General features: G+C 32.7%; 17 protein-coding genes. 11 read left to right on the forward strand and 6 right to left on the reverse strand.

The features are described from left to right. Nucleotides 1-14 precede the first annotated feature (14 nt). The 7 genes from mreC (at nt 15) to Q0828_RS00230 (ending at nt 6,943) form a co-directional block, all read left to right on the forward strand. Nucleotides 15-839: a rod shape-determining protein MreC gene (gene mreC / locus Q0828_RS00200; RefSeq protein ID WP_298416694.1), complete on the forward strand. Its 825-nt coding sequence runs from the start codon at nt 15-17 to the stop codon at nt 837-839. Further along, nucleotides 840-1,346 carry a rod shape-determining protein MreD gene (locus Q0828_RS00205; protein ID WP_298416696.1) on the forward strand — a complete coding sequence of 169 codons (507 nt, stop codon included), beginning with the start codon at nt 840-842 and terminating at the stop codon, nt 1,344-1,346. It begins immediately after the preceding gene. Continuing rightward, entirely contained in the window at nt 1,343-3,226 is a 1,884-nt protein-coding gene (gene mrdA, locus Q0828_RS00210) for a penicillin-binding protein 2 (RefSeq protein ID WP_298416698.1), read from the forward strand. Before Q0828_RS00205 ends, mrdA begins: the two co-directional genes overlap by 4 nt. Then, nucleotides 3,219-4,511 carry a rod shape-determining protein RodA gene (gene rodA / locus Q0828_RS00215; protein ID WP_298416700.1) on the forward strand — a complete coding sequence of 431 codons (1,293 nt, stop codon included), beginning with the start codon at nt 3,219-3,221 and terminating at the stop codon, nt 4,509-4,511. Before mrdA ends, rodA begins: the two co-directional genes overlap by 8 nt. Before the next feature lie 112 nt (nt 4,512-4,623). Then, the gene (locus tag Q0828_RS00220) at nt 4,624-4,785 is read left to right on the forward strand and encodes a hypothetical protein (protein WP_298416702.1); all 162 of its coding nucleotides are present in this window, start codon (nt 4,624-4,626) and stop codon (nt 4,783-4,785) included. Between the two features lie 176 nt (nt 4,786-4,961). Then, nucleotides 4,962-6,524, forward strand: a complete 1,563-nt coding sequence (locus Q0828_RS00225; RefSeq protein ID WP_298416704.1) for a vitamin K epoxide reductase family protein — start codon at nt 4,962-4,964, stop codon at nt 6,522-6,524. A 35-nt stretch (nt 6,525-6,559) separates the two neighbouring features. Then, nucleotides 6,560-6,943: a hypothetical protein gene (locus tag Q0828_RS00230; protein WP_298416706.1), complete on the forward strand. Its 384-nt coding sequence runs from the start codon at nt 6,560-6,562 to the stop codon at nt 6,941-6,943. Between the two features lie 99 nt (nt 6,944-7,042). Here the strand turns inward: Q0828_RS00230 and Q0828_RS00235 are convergent, their stop codons facing one another. From Q0828_RS00235 to Q0828_RS00255, 5 genes are all read right to left on the reverse strand, one after another. Then, a complete protein-coding gene (locus Q0828_RS00235; protein ID WP_298416708.1) occupies nt 7,043-7,978 on the reverse strand; it encodes a CPBP family intramembrane glutamic endopeptidase in 936 nt (311 codons plus the stop codon). Between the two features lie 97 nt (nt 7,979-8,075). Then, nucleotides 8,076-8,858: an AraC family transcriptional regulator gene (locus tag Q0828_RS00240; protein ID WP_298416710.1), complete on the reverse strand. Its 783-nt coding sequence runs from the start codon at nt 8,856-8,858 to the stop codon at nt 8,076-8,078. Between the two features lie 60 nt (nt 8,859-8,918). Then, the gene (locus Q0828_RS00245) at nt 8,919-9,764 is read right to left on the reverse strand and encodes a DNA/RNA non-specific endonuclease (protein ID WP_298416712.1); all 846 of its coding nucleotides are present in this window, start codon (nt 9,762-9,764) and stop codon (nt 8,919-8,921) included. Nucleotides 9,765-9,803: 39 nt separating this feature from the next. Further along, nucleotides 9,804-10,913 (reverse strand): ABC transporter permease, encoded by a 1,110-nt coding sequence (locus tag Q0828_RS00250; protein WP_298416713.1) that lies wholly within the window; start codon nt 10,911-10,913, stop codon nt 9,804-9,806. Nucleotides 10,914-10,927: 14 nt separating this feature from the next. Further along, entirely contained in the window at nt 10,928-13,054 is a 2,127-nt protein-coding gene (locus Q0828_RS00255) for a carboxy terminal-processing peptidase (protein WP_298416714.1), read from the reverse strand. Between the two features lie 236 nt (nt 13,055-13,290). Here Q0828_RS00255 and surE point away from each other — a divergent pair, with 236 nt between their 5' ends. Genes surE through Q0828_RS00275 form a run of 4 tightly spaced genes read left to right on the forward strand, consistent with a single transcriptional unit; the run spans nt 13,291 to nt 16,000 of the window. Then, on the forward strand, nt 13,291-14,070 hold the full coding sequence (gene surE / locus Q0828_RS00260; RefSeq protein WP_298416716.1) for a 5'/3'-nucleotidase SurE: 780 nt from the start codon (nt 13,291-13,293) through the stop codon (nt 14,068-14,070). After that, nucleotides 14,060-14,353: a hypothetical protein gene (locus Q0828_RS00265; protein ID WP_298416718.1), complete on the forward strand. Its 294-nt coding sequence runs from the start codon at nt 14,060-14,062 to the stop codon at nt 14,351-14,353. Before surE ends, Q0828_RS00265 begins: the two co-directional genes overlap by 11 nt. Nucleotides 14,354-14,359: 6 nt before the next feature. After that, nucleotides 14,360-15,469 carry a lipid-A-disaccharide synthase gene (gene lpxB / locus Q0828_RS00270; RefSeq protein WP_298416719.1) on the forward strand — a complete coding sequence of 370 codons (1,110 nt, stop codon included), beginning with the start codon at nt 14,360-14,362 and terminating at the stop codon, nt 15,467-15,469. A gap of 12 nt (nt 15,470-15,481) precedes the next feature. Further along, the gene (locus Q0828_RS00275) at nt 15,482-16,000 is read left to right on the forward strand and encodes a C40 family peptidase (RefSeq protein ID WP_298416721.1); all 519 of its coding nucleotides are present in this window, start codon (nt 15,482-15,484) and stop codon (nt 15,998-16,000) included. Between the two features lie 4 nt (nt 16,001-16,004). Here the strand turns inward: Q0828_RS00275 and Q0828_RS00280 are convergent, their stop codons facing one another. Beyond that, entirely contained in the window at nt 16,005-18,326 is a 2,322-nt protein-coding gene (locus Q0828_RS00280; RefSeq protein WP_298416723.1) for a T9SS type A sorting domain-containing protein, read from the reverse strand. Nucleotides 18,327-18,374 lie beyond the last annotated feature (48 nt).

Raw genomic sequence — 18,374 nt, forward strand, 5'->3', positions numbered from 1 at the left:
AACATATATAGTACATGCAACAGATTCTTAATTTTCTGATAAAGAATAAAAACTTTATTCTCTTTATGCTGTTGCTGTTTATTTCGCTAGTTTTTACAATTCAATCACACTCATACCATAAAAGTAAATTTATTAATTCTGCCAATTGGCTTACAGGAGGAATTTACGAACAAGCAAATGGTATTTCATCCTATTTTTCATTAAAATCTGAAAATGAAAAACTAGTAGAAGAAAATCGCAGGTTAAAAAGTTTACTTTATAGCAAAGAAGACAGCTTAGACACTATTCAATTCATAGATAGTATTTCGTTTGGTACTGATTATGTATTTCGTGCTGGAAAAATTATTAAAAACAGTTATTCAAAGCTTGATAATATCATTTTAATCAACAAAGGAAGCTCAGATAGTATTCAAACAGATATGGGAGTCGTAACACCAAACGGAATTATTGGTGTTATAGACAGAGTTGGCGGAAGTCATGCAACCGTAATTAGTATTTTGCATTCAGCTTCAAGTATTAATGCACAACTAAAGAGTAATAGTGATCATTATGGTTCTTTATCATGGGATGGGAAAAATCCAAACATTGTACAATTAGGCGATGTAGAAAAATTAGCTACTTTTGAAGTAAATGATACCATCACCACAGGAGGACATTCCACTTTTTTCCCAAAAGGAATTCCAATTGGAACGATAAAAGATTTTAAATTGGATACAAAAGAAAATCTGTATACCATTAACGTACAATTATTTAATGATATGACTAGTTTAGAGAATGTATATATCATTGAAAATTTACATCGAGAAGAAATAGATAATTTATTAGCACCTGAAAATTAAATGAGTTCCGTTGTTTTTTGGAATACTGTTCGGTTTGTCATAGCCGTTTTGGTACAAGTTTTAATTTGTAACCACATAGACTTTTTGGGTTATATAAACCCAATGGTGTATATCTATTTCATTTTACTATTTCCTTTTAATTCCAACAGAAGTTTATTTCTTGTGTTAGCATTTTTATTAGGCCTAACTATTGACATGTTTTCTGATTCTGGAGGCGTTAATGCAGCTGCTTGTGTTATTATTGCATACATACGACCTTTTGTATTGCGTTTTGCTTTTGGTATCAGTTATGAACATCAATCGATCAAACTAGAAAATACTGCATTTGGACAACGAATGGTGTATATTACTATCCTAATTTTTACGCATCACTTCTTTTTATTTTTATTAGAAATATTTAACATTTCAAACATACTTCTCGTATTGAGAAACACGTTATTCTTTGGTATCTTTACAATGCTAGTCATTACATTATCAATAACTCTTTTTAGTCGAAAAAATTCATGAGAAAGCTGCTGTTATACCTTGTTGTTATTTCCGTTGGAGCAATCTATACAGGAAGGCTTTTGTATTTACAAGTATTGAATGAAAATGTAGTTGCTACCGATATTACAAATGATAGCGCTATTAAAACAGAATATGATTATCCGCAACGTGGATATGTGTATGATAGAAATGGTGTATTGCTTGTCGCGAATCAACCTTCGTATGATGTAATGGTGATTCCGCGTGAAGTAAAGGAATTTAATATTCCTGAGTTTTGCAAATTACTTAAAATCACGGAAGAAGAATATCAAAAGAAAATTGAAAAAGCGAAACGGTATTCTTGGCGAATTCCCTCTGTATTTGTAGCACAAATGGCAAAACAAGATTATGCATATCTTCAAGAAAAAATGCACCGTTTTAAAGGATTTTACATTCAAAAACGTTCTCTAAGAAGCTACCAAACCGCCGTTGGCGCTAATGTTTTAGGGTTTATTAGCGAAGTAAACAATGCTGATTTAAAAAAAAATACATACTATCAATCTGGTGAATTGATTGGTAAAACTGGAATTGAAAAATCATACGAAAATGAATTACGTGGAATTAAAGGTGTAAAATACATTCAAAAAGACATTCACAATAAGGTATTAGGTTCGTATAAAAATGGACGCTATGATACGCTTGCGGTAAACGGAAGAGACATTCAAATAACCATTGACAGCAAACTACAAGAATACGGAGAAAAGCTAATGATTAATAAACGTGGTGGAATTGTTGCTATTGAACCATCTTCTGGTGAAATTCTCGCCTTAGTTTCTGCACCAAGCTACAATCCTAATTTATTAGTGGGTCGTGAGCGATCTAAGAATTATAGTGCTTTATATTATGACTCCATTAGAAAACCAACATACGATAGAACATTATTAGCCCAATATGCACCTGGGTCACCTTTTAAAACATTAAACGCATTAGTAGCCTTACAAGAAGAAGTAATTACACCACAAACAACGTTTAGATGCCGTCATGGATATGTATATGGGCGTAGCGGGCGAAAAATGGGGTGCCATTGTGGAAGTGGAAATAGAAATGTAATTAATGGTGTTGCCAAATCTTGTAACGCATATTTTGCAAACGCGTACAGACAAGTTGTTAGTAAGTACGATTCACCACGTGAAGGAATGAATGTATGGAGTAATCATATCAAAAGTTTTGGTTTAGGTGATTATTTTAATAATGATTTATCTACTGGCCGAAAGGGAAGAATTCCATCGGGAGATTATTATACAAATACTTATTTCAAACATGATAAATGGCATGTATTAAATACAATTTCAAATGCTATTGGACAAGGACATGTAGAAATGACACCAATTCAATTGGCACACATGACCGCTACCATTGCAAATAGAGGTCACTATTTCACACCTCACATTATCAAAACTATTGACAATAAACCTATTGACAATGATCATTTTACAAAACCAAAATACACAACTATTGATAAAGAACATTTTGAACCTGTAATTCAAGGAATGCATGATGTATTTAGCATGAAAAAAGGCGGAACAGCTCGCTTTTTAAATGTACCTGGTGTTGAAATTTGTGGAAAAACTGGAACTGCAGAAAACTTTGCGATTATAGATAGTGTACATACACAACTAACCGATCACTCTATTTTTGTAGCTTTTGCGCCTAAAGACAATCCTAAGATTGCCATTGCTGTATTTGTGGAAAACGGATATTACGGCGCACGTTGGGCTGGAAAGATTTCTAGTTTAATGATTGAACAGTACTTGAAAGGCGAAATCACCTTAAAAGCCATGGAGAAACTCGTATTAGAAAAGAGTTTAGAAGATGAATATGCAAAGCCTTTAAGCGGAAAACCTTTTACCATTAATGAGTAGAGAAGTAAAATTTATAAAGAAAATTGATTGGCTTTCCATTCTCATCTACTTTTTGTTAGTTGGAATTGGCTGGATTAATATTTACTCTGCTTCTGTAACAGATGCTTCTACTGGTTTCCTTGATATGAATGAACTCTACGGGAAACAATTAGTATTCATCATTACAAGTGTAATCTTGATTATTCTGATACTTTCCATTGAGGCTAAATTTTATGAACGATTTTCCAGTATTATATACATTGCAGGATTGCTGAGTTTGCTTGGTGTTGTCATTTTTGGTAAAAACATAAATGGTGCTACTTCTTGGTATGCGATTGGAAGTTTCACTTTGCAGCCTTCCGAATTCGCTAAAGCAGCAACGGTATTAGCATTAGCAAAGTTTCTGAGTGATATTCAAACCAACATCAACAACTTTAAGCATCAGCTGATTGCTTTTGCTATTATACTAACGCCTCCTGTACTTATTATGCTTCAACCAGATGCTGGAAGCGCTATGGTATATATGGCGTTCTTTTTCGTAATGTATCGTGAAGGTTTACCTGCTATTTATTTATGGATTGGGCTCACATTAGTTTTACTATTTATTATCACGCTAAAATTAGGGCTCATTATAACAATTATACTATCCTTGGTTATTGGTTTAGCTTGTATTTTTATATTCTTTCGAAAGCAATTAAAACGCCAACGAAGAACATCTTTAGCGATTACCTCTTTGATAGCCGCTATTAGCTTTATTCTTGCTGTAAATTATATCTTTTATAATGTATTTCAACAACACCATCGTGATCGTTTTACACTTGTTTTAGGTTTAGAAAAAGACCCTGTAAAGCTTGAAAAAATGCGAAAAACATTTGGTTTCAATACAAATCAATCTGAAATTGCCATTGGTTCAGGAGGCTTTAAGGGAAAAGGTTGGTTGAAAGGAACACGTACCCGTGGAGATTTTGTTCCTGAACAAGATACCGATTACATTTTTACAACAGTTGGTGAAGAATGGGGTTTTATAGGAAGTTTTGTCGTCATTTTCCTTTTTGTCACTTTACTGTTGCGGATTCTCAGCAGAGCCGAACAACAAAAAAACAAGTTTAGTCGCGTTTATGGTTATAGTGTCGCCGCCATATTATTTTTCCACTTTGCCATCAATATAGGAATGGTAATTGGACTTTTTCCAACAGTTGGAATTCCATTACCTTTTTTCAGCTATGGAGGTTCTGGACTTTGGGGGTTTACTATTTTACTTTTTATATTTATTAAGCTTGACGCGAATCGAATTAATGAGTGGTAAACACTCAAAAACCAAGCAATACTTCCCTCTAAATGTTAAGTAAGGACTTCCCGTAAAGACTTTATTTTAGCTTTTTGTACTTTTTATATGAATTTAACCAAAAAAGAAAATCATGTTAAAAAGTATTTCAAAATTAGGAACAGAATTAAGCAAAACTCAACAACGAAACATTACAGGTGGCATGTGGCCAAGAACCGCTACAGAATGCTATAATTGTGGAGGAGAATGGCACGCACCACTATGTGCATTACCGTATAATTCACCTTGTGCGTAAACATCAGAAGCGAACTTCGGTTCGCTTTTTTTTTAAGAATTGTTATCAATTTATAAATTGAACACTTCAAAATCTTAAAAAACCTCTTTCATACTATCTACCTCAAAAATACTTTCTATATTTAGCTAACTATAACCAAAAAATTAATTTCCCCTACCAAAATTGAAATGAATTAGATGGAACACATTATACTTTCTCTACTTAAAACAAATGGCTATTTAGGCATCGATAGCGAACGACTGAATTTGCAATTATTATCACATCATGAGTACCCAAGTTTAAAATCAATTACAGATACATTAGATTATTTTGAAATTGACAACTTAGCTGCAACTGTACCAAAAGAAGCATTATCAGAAATGCCAAATTCCTTTTTAGCATTGATTAATTCTGAAAGTGGTGATGATGTCGTACTTGCCGAAAAAAAACGCGGTATGGTTCATATTTCACTGCCTGATGATACTAAAGAAAAACTAACAGAAGAGGCCTTTACGAATCGCTGGACAGGAACTATTATTGCTGTTGAAGAAGTTGAAAAAGTTGTTGACACACAATCTATCAAAGCAGCACTTCCTTATTTTATTGTAGCCATTGTAGCTTCTGTAAATGTGATATTTAACTTTAGTTTGCCATACTTGTTATATACAGCTCTTACGCTTGTTGGCTTATACATTAGTGTTTTAATTATTAGAGAAGATTTAGGAATAAAAAGTAAAGCCGTTGCCAAAGTTTGTGGTGCCATTTCTAAGAATAGTGATTGTGGCGATGTTATTACTACTAAGGGAAACTTACTCTTCGGATTCATTTCTTTAAGTGATGCTTCGTTTGTATTTTTCTCTGCTTTATTCTTAATATTATCATCTATAGGATTTCACCAAAGTACGTTACTCACTTTATCTTTAGCAGGAATTCCTATTGTTTTATACGCAATTTACAGACAAGGAATCATACTTAAAAAGTGGTGTGCACTCTGTTTACTAGTTGCCGGAATTTTAGTTTTACAAACAGGATTGTTAGCAAGCACTTTTTCTTATGAGTGGATACTTGATTGGATATATATTACAAAAGCTGCTGGAATTTTTGCTTTAATTTATATTGCTTGGAACTATTGTAAAACGTACTGGGAAAGTCATGAAAAACTAGGAAATACTGAACGCGACTTCTTAAAGTTTAAGCGTAACCCTGAGTTGTTTAAAACCATGCTTCAAGAACAATCTGTTTTGAACCCGAACGTAATTCCCGAACCTTTACGTATTGTTTTTGGAAATCCAAATGGCGCAATACAATTACAAGGTGTTACCAATCCGTTATGCGGATTTTGCACGGCTGCTTTTGAATCGTATGATAAATTGTTAAGTTCGTATGGAAATGATATTCGTATGGAATTCATTTTTAACGTACCCAAGAAAGCTGAAAATAAGAGCACAAAAATTGCAGCTCGTTTAGTTGATTTGTATCAGCAAGATCCTAAAAAATCATACACCGCTTTAAAAGAATGGTTTGCCAATAGAGATATTGATGAATGGCATAAGAAATTTGGTTTTTCAGAAAACGCAATGGTAACACAAGTTTTGGACGCACATAATGAATGGTCTAATATTAATGATGTACACTATACGCCAGCAAGTATTTTGAATAATAATTTCTTCCCTAAAACATATGAAATAAAAGATTTACCACTATTTATTCAGGATATGATTTTGGAAACACAACAAGATTCTGAAGAAACTGTTTCATAATTTTCTTAACTTGATACAATAAAACAACTACACGTATGGAAAATTTAAACAAAGAAAGGCACGGATGTGTTACAACATGGTTAATTTTTATGATCATTGCAAACTCAATTACTGCAATTTTATATCTTTTTGCTGGAGATATGATTTCTCAAAATTTCCCTGGCGAAATTTCTACAACAACAATTATTCTTTTAGGAATAATGGGAATCATTAATATAGTCTTCGCCATTCTCCTATTAAACTGGAATAAAATTGGGTTTTGGGGATTTTTAGTCGTAAGTATCGCTGGATTATTTATTAATCTAAGTCTTGGATTAGGTATAGGACAATCATTATTAGGACTTATTGGAATCATAGTCTTATTTGGAGTTTTACAAATTAAGAAAGACAATGTAAGCGCTTGGGATAACTTAGATTAAAGTTAGGCCAATATTATATAATCAAAACATCATAAAATATATAAATTCTGAGTAGACTCAATTATGATTGAATTTACTCAGAATTTTAATTATATATTATTAATTAATAGCATTTTCTATGATATAAGGATGCACGAAACTAGTGTACCTTTTAAATTTCTTCCAATACAAAATCAACAGTATCGCAATTATGTCAAGTCCTATAAATAGAATACTTCCTTCAGGCCCAAAAACACCACCTGTAAGCAAGTTGTTAGGCATTTCTACACTGATTATAGATGTTTTTGCAATATTACCACTAATAGGAAAACCGAAAATAGCACCTTGAAAAAGATTCCATGAAAAATGCATTCCTATAGACATACCTAATCGACCAGTTATTAAAAAAGGCAAACACAGCATCATTGCATCTAAACCTAAATTTATAGTAGATATAATAGTCGCACCTTCATTTCCTGCATGAGCTATACCGAATAAAGGCGCAATTATAATGAGGATTAAAAGCGCTCGTTTCTTGGCATCTTTCTTAAGAATTCGTAAAGCTTCATATGCAATATAAAATAGAAAAGCTCTAAAGAATATTTCTTCCACACTGCTTCCTACTATTAATCCGAACATTTCAGCAAAAAAACCTGTCCAAAAAGAATAATCAAAAGTATAATTTGAAGAATTGACCGCAAAGAAATCTACTATTTTTAAATTCCCAGTGAGATCCATTATTAAGAAAAATAAAGAAAGTTGAACAACCGAAATGATGAATCCAAAAAAGAATTCTTTCAACCATACTTTATTAAACTTCAATCCATATTTTTTAAAAGATGACTTCTCTAAAAATTTTATCTGTATCAACAAACTGAATACAACAGACATCAAATATATAGAAGCAGAAATAATTCCTCTTAAAAGGCTTTGACTTAAAACTTCTTGCAACACTAATTGCAAAGGAATATTTACTAAAAAGGTGATTAACAAAAAGAGGATTAATCGCCATATAGGACGAATTTTATCTTTTGAATTGAAAATAATTTTGTGCATGCTTAAATTGCTTTTTAATGATTGATGATAAATTAAATCGCAAGGTAAGTCTGTTAGTTTTTTTAAAATAGAATGAAATTAGCCACTTATATAAAAATTAGAATTTTCGGATATGCTTTGGATTGTAACCGACATACATTTTGAATATGCGAATCATATGACTATGGTCTGAAAAGCCACAAGCAAAAGCTATTTCTGTAATTGACATTTGTGTATGAAGCAAAAAATATAATGCTTTCCGAACCTTAATTTTTCTCATATAATCGCCCAATGAACCATTGAAATATTTTTTAAAATACTTCGAAATCGTCACTGGATGTACATTTAAAATAAGAGCCAATTCATCTAAAGAAATAAATTCATTCCACCGATCTTCAATTATTTCTTTAAGCTGTTTTACCCAAATTGGCTTATGAGAAGATGTTTTAGTATTCGCAAATAATGATTTTAACAAAAGTTGGATTGAATTTGCAGTATAAGAATCATTCACTTGCAATTCGTTATAGATGTATATTAAATCCAAGTAGGCTTCAACACTTCTATTTTCTGATAAATTCAAATCATTAAAATTTACTTCATTTTTAGAAAAGAAATCATTTTTCAATTCTAAATTAAGGTTTTTGGAAGGAAAGGATGTAAATCTATTTCTATGAATTTCCCCTTGATTATACACCATTATTTTTCCGGAAGACACTTGTGTATCTTGTTTTTTTCTAGATTCTAAATTTCCTCCTTGAAGAATTAAAGATAGATGTATATCTTCATGAGAGTGCCAGTCTTCTGAAACAGGTTTACTATAATTAACCAAAGAAATAGAACAAAAATCCAAATGAAACTTCTCATTTGTTGTCCCTAAAAAAGTATTATATTTTAATTCCAATGTTTATTTTCAAGTTTGCAGTTAATGTAGTGTGACCAAGTCTTTTTTTACAATAAAAATCTATCGGAAACTCCATTGCTTGTAACTTGTAGAAGCTTCCAACTTCTTTTCTTTTGCATCGTCTAATTCTGGAAAGAAGTCAATTCCAGTACGCTCTTCTATTTCATCTATAGATACTACAAATTCGTATAAAGGTTTGTCTACATCTTTGTGTGGCATTAAAAAAGCAATCGTTTTGGTTTGTCCGTTTGTATTATCAAGTAATATTTTATAAAAATAATTTGGCACAGCAACTTCTTCGCTACCGATCGTTTTTAATCCTTTTTCTAAAATACCGCCTGTTACCACATACACACCATCATATTTTTTTGCCCAATACCGCACTTTTTGCTCTAATTTATTCCAAAGACCTGCATTGAATCCATGTTTTTGTGGCGAAATATTACTCGTTAAAAAGGTTTCTGTAAATGCTGCTTTGGTATATTTTCTATCAGCTGCAGGACATAAATGTCCACGATCATAGCCAGACTTCTTATAGTTTCTCCAATGTGCAGATTCTGTTTTTACAGCATTATCTACTTCAAAATACGGACGTTTAAAGTCTGTGTATACAACCTGATTTTTCTTTAATTCATAGGCAACCCATTCTGCTTGCTCAAACGCTTCATGATATGATAATGAATAACCTTCATGATGAACTACTTGCCCTGTTGTAGAACTTGGTAAATAGTATGCATTGGTTAGTTCTTTCGGATTGCTATTGGTGGTTTGCGTTCGACTTCCGTGAATTTCATCATTTGGATCGTATGTACTTTTCTCTGTGAGCTGATCACCATATTGTTCATACATGATAAAAGCTGCTCCAACAAGTAATACTAATAGTGGGTATATTTTTTTTCTTTTCATTTTGACTTTGCTCAATGTAGCGTTTTTTTGCTCTTAAAATTAGTTTTTCACGTCAAGTGCATCGCGTAATGCATTTCCAACCAACATAAACGCCATTACTAAACTCATAATAGCAACTCCTGGAATGATTGCCAAATATGGTTTTCCAAGAATGATATAACTATAATGATCTTTTATCATTGCTCCCCAACTTGGCATTGGTGGTTGTGCTCCTATTCCTAAAAAGCTCAATCCGCTTTCTATTAAAATTGCTGCCGCAAAGTTAGCCGCCGAAATTACAATTACAGGCGCCATAATGTTTGGCAATATATGCTTAATGATGATTCTGAAATCGTGATATCCTAACGCGCGTGCAGCTGTTACATATTGCATACGTTTTACACTTAACACTTGTCCACGCACAATTCGGGCAACCTCAACCCACATCGTTAATCCTACCGCTACGAAAACCTGCCAAAATCCTTTCCCAAGTGTTAACGTAATTGCAATCACTAATAGTAACGTTGGTATTGACCAAGTAACATTGATAATCCACATGATCACTGCGTCTACTTTCCCTTCAAAATAACCAGCTAATGCTCCTAATGAGATTCCTATAAGTAATGATATAAATACCGCTACAAAACCAATTGTGAACGATATTCGCATTCCAATAAGCATTCTACTGAGAACATCTCTTCCGTATTTATCAGTTCCTAAACGAAATGTTTTTTGTTGAATGTATTGTGTTAAAATTTCACTAACAGTTTTCAACTCAGGAAATGAAGTGAGAGGTATCTCTTTTTCAATTCCTTCAATAACACCATCTGTATATTCGGTAATAAAGAAGGTATTATTTTCTATTCGGTAATTTGAAATTGGAATTTCTGTCGCCGTGTTTTCTTTTCCAAAAAAGAGTGTACTTAAAAAGCTTTCCTCAATTTGTTCTTTTGATGGAATTGTCAACATTTGAACTGAGAATCCGGGTTTTTTCGAATGAATGGATAAATGCATTTGATTTGCATTTTTGGTATCATCTGGTGTAAACAGATAAGCAAAAATTACAACGAATGCACAAATTGCAATAAAGCCAAAACTCAAAACGCCCCAAAAATTCTTTTTGAATTTCTGGAGCGCTAATTGTGCTAATGAATTTGAGTTTCTACTCATTAATATCTTTTAAATTATCCTTTTACAACAGCTCTTTTTTGTTTTTTGATGTTGTTTATTTGGATATCACTTAATACGTTAATTGCTTCTTCAACATATACGTCTTTTGCTAAATCTTCATGCCAAGCTTTACGTTTTCTTTGTAAAGAAGAATCTTTTTTCATTAATAATTCTTCGTATGGCAATGATGTGAATACTAGTTTTGTATCATAATCAGAAAGTGCTTTGAAACGTTTTGCATAGTCTTCATCTTCTTCAACTTCTTTTCTATACGTTGCATAGTTTAATGGATATTCGTTGTCTTCACGACGTTCACTAATCCATTTTGCATTTTCTTCAATTAATTTCAATTGCGCATTGTTTGCCATACGCGCTTTACTTTTCTTGATTGTTTCTTCGTATCCAATATATCCATCCCAAACATCATAGTTTGCTGGGTCAATTCGATCCCAAGGTAATGGATTTTCCTGATCTTTTTCACCTATGTCAATAAAACTATATTTATCAACTACAACAACGTCACTTTTTACACCTTCTAATTGTGTCGATCCACCATCAATTCTGTAGAATTTCTGTGTTGTTAATTTTAAAGCACCAACATTGGTATCGCCACCTCTAATGAATCTGTTTAAGTCTACAACGTTTTGCACTGTTCCTTTTCCATAGGTTTGTTTGCTTCCAATAACTACAGCTCTTTTGTAATCTTGTAAAGCTGCCGCTAGAATTTCCGAAGCAGATGCTGATAATTCATTTACTAAAACTACTAACGGTCCATCCCATTGAATACGGCTATCTTCATCACTTAATACTTCTTTACCATCAATAGAACTTTTCACTTGTACAATTGGTCCATCTTTGATAAAGAATCCTGCCATATCAACTACAGTTTTTAACGATCCTCCTCCGTTATTTCTAAGATCAATTACCAAACCTTCCATACCTTCGCTTTTGAGACGCTCAATTTCTTTTTTCACATCACTTGCAGCATTTCTGTTGTTATAATCTTGAAAATCAACATAGAATTTTGGTAAGTTAATCACTCCAAATGTTCTTTGATTTTTCTTTACAACTGCTGATTTCGCATAGGTTTCTTCTATTTCAACCAAATCTCTTTTGATTGTAATCACATCAATGGAACCGTCAACTTTTTTCATTGTTAAGGTTACTTTCGTTCCTTTTGGCCCTTTGATTAGCTTTACAGCATCATCCAAACGCATTCCTACAATATCAACTGGCTCTTCACCTTCTTGTGCTACTTTTAGGATAACATCTCCTGCTTCAATTTTTTTACTTCTCCAAGCTGGTCCACCAGAAATTACTTCAAATATTTTTGCGCCTTCTGTACGTTTTTGCAATCTAGCTCCAATTCCTTCTAAAGTTCCTGACATACTCATATCAAAACGATCTTTGTCTTCTGGTGCTAAATACGATGTATGCGGATCAAATTCTTCTACAATTGTATTTACATAAATGCTAAACCAATCTTTACGTTCCAAATCATCCATTAAGTCAAAAAACTCAACATATGTTTTTGAAGTAGACTCACGCGCTTCTTTTTCCAAAGCAACTTCATTTTTAATTTTGTGAGACTTATCTTCTTTCTTTTTATTTTGTTCGATTTCAAGTTTGATGTCGTAATTTGCTAAGGTTGAAAATTTCAATTCTTTTCTCCAACGCTCTTTTAATTCTTGTTCATTAGTAGCAAACGCCATTTTTTCATAATCACGATTGATGCTTTCATCAATTGTAAAATCGAATGGGCTACCTAATAACTCTTCTTGAAACTTTTTTGCCTCCATCATTCTTTTCTCTAATCTCGTATGTACTAGATTAAAGAATTTCACACCAGGTTCTTTGATTTCATCATCAATTTTATCCTTATATACTTCAAACTCTTCAATATCTGAAGCTAAAAAATAACGTTTCATTGGATCTACTGCTCCAATAAAGTCATTGTATACATTTTCAGAAAACTCATCATTGATATCTTGCGGATCAAAATGCCATCTATTTAATACATATGATATTAAGTCGACTAGAGTTTTATCTTTTTCTGGGTCATCAAATGACTTTTTCGCAAAGCTGCAAGACACCATTGCAAAAACTAATAGTGCCACTAAGTATATTTTATTCCTTCTCATAAACGCTCGGATTTTCACACATTTTATATTTTTCATTCGCATTAATTAGCGTGTTATTCATTTTAAATTTGAGTACTTCTGGGGTAATCGATGCTAATTATTTTAATTTTCCACTAAAATAACGAAAAAACCATGCCATTTTTTAACAATCTTACTAATTTTTTGTTAAACCCGAAATACTATACATGTAATTAGTAAATTGCGTACTTTAGCATTCGAAAAAGAAGTATTTTTTTATGGATGAGAAACCTCTAATTTTAGTTACCAACGATGATGGTATTACCGCGCCAGGTTTACGCGCACTAATCGACGTTATGAATGAACTGGGCGATGTTATTGTTGTTGCTCCTGATAGTCCACAAAGTGGAATGGGACATGCAATTACCGCTAATTCAACAATTTATTGCAATGCCATTACTATTGATGATGGCCCACAAATTGAATATTCAAGCTCTGGAACTCCTGTTGATTGTGTAAAGTTAGCCGTGAATGAAATTTTAAACCGTAAGCCTGACATTTGTGTTTCAGGAATTAATCACGGTTCTAACTCTTCTATTAATGTAATTTATTCAGGAACCATGAGTGCCGCTGTAGAAGCTGGTATTGAAGGAATTCCTGCTATTGGATTTTCATTATTAGATTATGATTGGGAAGCCAATTTTGAAGCTACCAAAAGTTATGTAAAAACAATTACCTCTAAAGTACTAGAACATGGCTTACCTGAAGGTGTCGTTTTGAACGTAAATTTTCCTAAATTGAAAGAAAAAGAAATTAAAGGAATTCGTATTTGCAGACAAGCAAAAGCGTATTGGGCAGAAGATTTTGATAAACGTACTAATCCGCATGGACGTCAATATTACTGGCTTTCTGGAAAATTTGTAAGTCAAGATAAAGGTGAAGATACGGATGAATGGGCTTTGGCTAATGGATATGTTTCCTTAGTTCCTGTTCAGTTTGATTTAACAGCGCATCACGCTATTCAGAAACTTAATAGTTTAGGATTTAATGAAAAATAAAGAAATTATTATTGGAATTGTTGTTGGAATGCTTTCAACAAGCATTGGAACACTTTTGTATTTACTTTACATTGCTTCACAACGAAACGCTTCTTTTGGCGCTATTTGGGACTTTGCAATTTCAACTGGCGAAATTAGTTCTGTAGTTGTATACGGAGCTGCCTTAAACTTTTTAGCCTTTTTTGGTTTTTTAAAGTTTAATAAAGAAGCACGAGCAAAAGGTGTTTTGATTGTTACAATTATTACTGCCATTATTGTTTTATCGCATAAATTACTCTTTTAATAAGTTATGAAGTACTACATTATTGCAGGAGAAGCTTCAGGAGATTTGCATGGTTCTAATTTGATGAAAGCAATTGCAAAGCAAGATCCGAATGCTGATTTTCGATTTTGGGGCGGCGATTTGATGCAAGACGTCGGTGGTACTTTGGTAAAACATTATAAGGAACGTGCTTTTATGGGGTTCATTGAAATTATTATGAATCTTCGTAAGATTTTGGGCATGATGTCTTTTTGCAAAAAAGATATTGCTTCCTTTCAACCTGATGTCCTTATTTTGATTGATAATTCTGGCTTTAACCTTCCTATTGCAAAATGGGCAAAAAATGAAGGCTTTACCACTAATTATTATATTTCTCCGCAAGTTTGGGCTAGCCGACCTGGCAGAGTGAAGAATATTAAACAGTATGTTGATAAGATGCTTGTGATTCTTCCTTTTGAAAAAGAGTTCTATAAAAAATATGACTACGATGTGCATTTTGTAGGACATCCATTGTTAGATTCTATTGCAGATAGACCAAAAGTTGATTACGAAGCATTTAGAACTACACATCAATTAGATGATAGAAATATTATTGCATTATTACCTGGAAGCAGAAAGCAGGAAATTAAAAAAATGCTTTCTGTGATGTTGTCTGTTGTAAATGACTTTCCAGAATATCAATTTGTAATTGCTGGTGCGCCAAGTCAGGAAAGAGCTTTTTACAATCAATTTATAAATGATTCTGATGTAAAATTCATCAATAATAAAACCTATGATTTACTAAGCATTTCCCATGCAGCATTGGTTACTTCTGGAACAGCAACGTTGGAAACTGCCTTATATAAAGTACCACAAGTTGTTTGCTATAAAGCCAATGCAATTTCGTACCATATTGCAAAACGAATTATTACACTAGATAAGTTTATTTCGTTAGTGAATTTAATTATGGACAAAGAAGTGGTGAAAGAGTTGCTTCAAAACGATTTAAACACTAAAAATCTAAAAACTGAATTGGCTAAAATTTTAGATGATACACATCGCAAAAAAGTATTTGCAGATTATTACGATTTGGAACAAAAGCTAGGTGGGAAAGGCGCGAGTGAGAACGCTGCAAAGTTAATTGTTGAAAAAAATTAAGTAAATTACCATATGATTAAAAAATTACTATTCCTTCTCCTTGCTTTTTCTGTATTGTCTTGTGGCTCTTCCAAGAAAACAGCTTCTAAACGAAGAGTTGTAAAAACGAAAACGACCAAAACCCGCACAAGCACTAAACGATCTTCTAGCAAATCGCATGCAATTGTTGCTACAGCTTTAAAGTATAAAGGAACACGTTATAAATATGGCGGAACTACTAAAAAAGGAATGGATTGTTCTGGTTTAATGTATGTTGCCTTTAAAACACATCAAGTATTGCTACCTAGAGTTTCGTATGAGCAAGCAAAACGTGGTAAAAAAATTAGCAAATCATCCGTTAAAAAAGGAGACTTATTATTCTTCCGAACAAATAAAAATAAAAAACGAATCAATCATGTTGGTTTGGTTGTAGAAGCTAAGAAAGGCGTAATCAAGTTTATTCATTCTACAACTTCAAGAGGCGTGTTGGTTTCTTCTTTGGACGAACGTTATTGGAAAAATGCTTTCGCAGAAGCGCGTCGTGTACTATAATTTTTTAATTAATTAGTATTTTTTTCATGAATTGCTTCGTTTCTGTTGTTACTTTCATGAAATAAATTCCGCTTTTTAACTTTGATACCTTCAACGAAACATTCATACCTTCCATATTTTTCTGCAGCACTTGTTTTCCTTGTACATCATATAATTCAATTATTGCTTTTTCATTTGTATGAAATGAAATATGCAGAATATCGTTTGCAGGGTTTGGATAGGTAGTAATATGTATGTCATCAACTTCAGCAACAGAAAGCAATTCTACAAATGTTGTTTCGAAGGTATTTGTGATGACAGGCGCATTAAAGTCAAAATAGATTCCTGCTTCTCCTGGAATCATATCTCCAATAGCATAACCCATTTTAGGTTTTATTTTAAAAAATACAAAACCATTGCTTCCTTCGGCGTCAAACATTTCAGCAGGTAAATTGATATTATTAAATCGCCAAGTTAATTCGCTCGCTGTTCTTTCTACTTGAAAATAATGGCTCGCTGTGATCATTTCAAAAGTAGTTTCGTCAAGTTCTACATCTAAGGTTTCTTCTATTCTGACATTTACAGCTTCGGCAGTTCCTAAATTTTGAAAACGAATAGTATAGTATAAATAATCTTGCGAAGAAAAATCTTCATGAATAATTTCTGGACCATGTGATTCTGTAATATCATTTGGATCCCAAGAACCTACAACTGTTTCTGATAATAGGAATGTATTATTTGTTGCAATAAAATCATTTGTATCACTTGTATATGTAAATATATTGGTCATAATTTCTCCTAAAGCTACATTGGCAGGGCACAATAATTCTACAATTATTATTTCTGTGTCAAAAGGGGAAAGATTCACAAAGTCTATTGTAATTCCTGTCGCTGTATTTGTAACTATATAATTTGGATTTATAATTAGGGTACTATTAAAAGTTAGTGCATCATCAATGTCTAATGTTACTGTGCCAGCTGCAATTGTTGTTGCTGAATTATTCTTGATGATAAGTCTATTTTGATAGGTAAATCCGGGTCTTGGAGGATGTACACTATTTATGAGAATAACTTCTACATCTTCACATGCTTGCTGAACTGTTATTGGAAAATCGACATTTTCAATTCCTCCAGCATTTACACTAACATCATTAATTGTTGGTATTGTTACATCATAACAATTTTCATAATCAATCGGTAAACTATATGTAAAATCATATGTATCTGTAGGATCTTGACTTGAAATTGTATAATTATAACTAGCTGAACCATTATTTGTGATTCCATCATTATTTACTTCATATGAAACTATTACAAAAGGAAAGAAAGCTTCGCCTGAATCGTGTATAGAATTTGCGTTTTCATCTAAAAAACTACGTACATTAATAATTCCTATCGCTGGCTGAGAAGCACTACAATACGCTCTAAATTGTAGTGGTATAAAGTTATCGGTATCACACGAAGTTACACCGTCTGATTGTAATTGCAGTAAAAGTGAATCTCCAGAAGATTCTACTAATAAACCTGTGACATCTCCATTATTTCCATATCCATTATATATTACTGTACCCGTATTAGTATTAGAATCATAAATTATAATTTCATCGTAGCTATTTTCTACCGTACCTGCTAAAAACTCTAACGTAATTGGCGAGCCATTTGAACTTCGAAAGCGAAATTCTGTTTGATCATCGTTGGTATAACAATACGTAGTAATTATTGAAGGTTGATCACAATCTACAACAATATACGTTAAGACTTTTAGCGTAAAGCTTGCAATGCTTACACAACTTGTAATAAGGTCTTCCACACGCGCATGTACTATTTGCGGGTTTGATATATTGGTATAACTTGTTGGGTTTACAACTGGATTCGTATTGTTAGTAGCATCCAACAAGTTTTCAAAAAATATAACTTGCACATCCGTATTTCCTCCTATAATTACTGGTATTGTTGCTGTAAGATTAAATACTTCAAAGTCACCTCCGTCTGCACTTTCTAACTCAATAACTCCTGGATTATTTACTACTGGGACAGCTACAAATGTTACTACTATAGCATCCGAAGATAGCATTCCATTAATTACAGCAGTTGCTTCATATATACCATTTTCCGAAATTAAAAGTATAGCATTAGTTTCGCTTACTAGTATTTGTCCATCTTTACTCCATTGATAGGAAGTTGCATCTTGTGTTGTGGCATCTAATGTAATGGTTTCGCCTTCGCAGGTTTCAATATCATCTCCTAAATCAACTTCTTGTGAAAATCCTGTTGTTGTAAAAACAAAAAAAACAAGTACTATATATAATATATTGGTTTTCATGGCAGTAACTGGTTGGCTATACATGATAAAAATACTCTTTTTAAAAATATTCTTACACGTAAAAGTTTAAAT

It is taken from the genome of uncultured Kordia sp., assembly GCF_947496985.1.
Lineage (GTDB): Bacteria > Bacteroidota > Bacteroidia > Flavobacteriales > Flavobacteriaceae > Kordia.

Excerpts from the sequence above, each read along its gene's own strand:
- Q0828_RS00230 (WP_298416706.1), top strand. The coding sequence starts at position 6,560 with ATGGAAAATTTAAACAAAGAAAGGCACGGATGTGTTACAACATGGTTA.
- Q0828_RS00275 (WP_298416721.1), top strand. The coding sequence starts at position 15,482 with ATGATTAAAAAATTACTATTCCTTCTCCTTGCTTTTTCTGTATTGTCT.
- Q0828_RS00245 (WP_298416712.1), bottom strand. The coding sequence starts at position 9,764 with ATGAAAAGAAAAAAAATATACCCACTATTAGTATTACTTGTTGGAGCA.
- Q0828_RS00205 (WP_298416696.1), top strand. The coding sequence starts at position 840 with ATGAGTTCCGTTGTTTTTTGGAATACTGTTCGGTTTGTCATAGCCGTT.
- mrdA (WP_298416698.1), top strand. The coding sequence starts at position 1,343 with ATGAGAAAGCTGCTGTTATACCTTGTTGTTATTTCCGTTGGAGCAATC.
- surE (WP_298416716.1), top strand. The coding sequence starts at position 13,291 with ATGGATGAGAAACCTCTAATTTTAGTTACCAACGATGATGGTATTACC.
- Q0828_RS00250 (WP_298416713.1), bottom strand. The coding sequence starts at position 10,913 with ATGAGTAGAAACTCAAATTCATTAGCACAATTAGCGCTCCAGAAATTC.
- lpxB (WP_298416719.1), top strand. The coding sequence starts at position 14,360 with ATGAAGTACTACATTATTGCAGGAGAAGCTTCAGGAGATTTGCATGGT.
- Q0828_RS00255 (WP_298416714.1), bottom strand. The coding sequence starts at position 13,054 with ATGAGAAGGAATAAAATATACTTAGTGGCACTATTAGTTTTTGCAATG.
- Q0828_RS00235 (WP_298416708.1), bottom strand. The coding sequence starts at position 7,978 with ATGCACAAAATTATTTTCAATTCAAAAGATAAAATTCGTCCTATATGG.
- Q0828_RS00225 (WP_298416704.1), top strand. The coding sequence starts at position 4,962 with ATGGAACACATTATACTTTCTCTACTTAAAACAAATGGCTATTTAGGC.
- mreC (WP_298416694.1), top strand. The coding sequence starts at position 15 with ATGCAACAGATTCTTAATTTTCTGATAAAGAATAAAAACTTTATTCTC.
- rodA (WP_298416700.1), top strand. The coding sequence starts at position 3,219 with ATGAGTAGAGAAGTAAAATTTATAAAGAAAATTGATTGGCTTTCCATT.
- Q0828_RS00265 (WP_298416718.1), top strand. The coding sequence starts at position 14,060 with ATGAAAAATAAAGAAATTATTATTGGAATTGTTGTTGGAATGCTTTCA.
- Q0828_RS00280 (WP_298416723.1), bottom strand. The coding sequence starts at position 18,326 with ATGTATAGCCAACCAGTTACTGCCATGAAAACCAATATATTATATATA.
- Q0828_RS00220 (WP_298416702.1), top strand. The coding sequence starts at position 4,624 with ATGTTAAAAAGTATTTCAAAATTAGGAACAGAATTAAGCAAAACTCAA.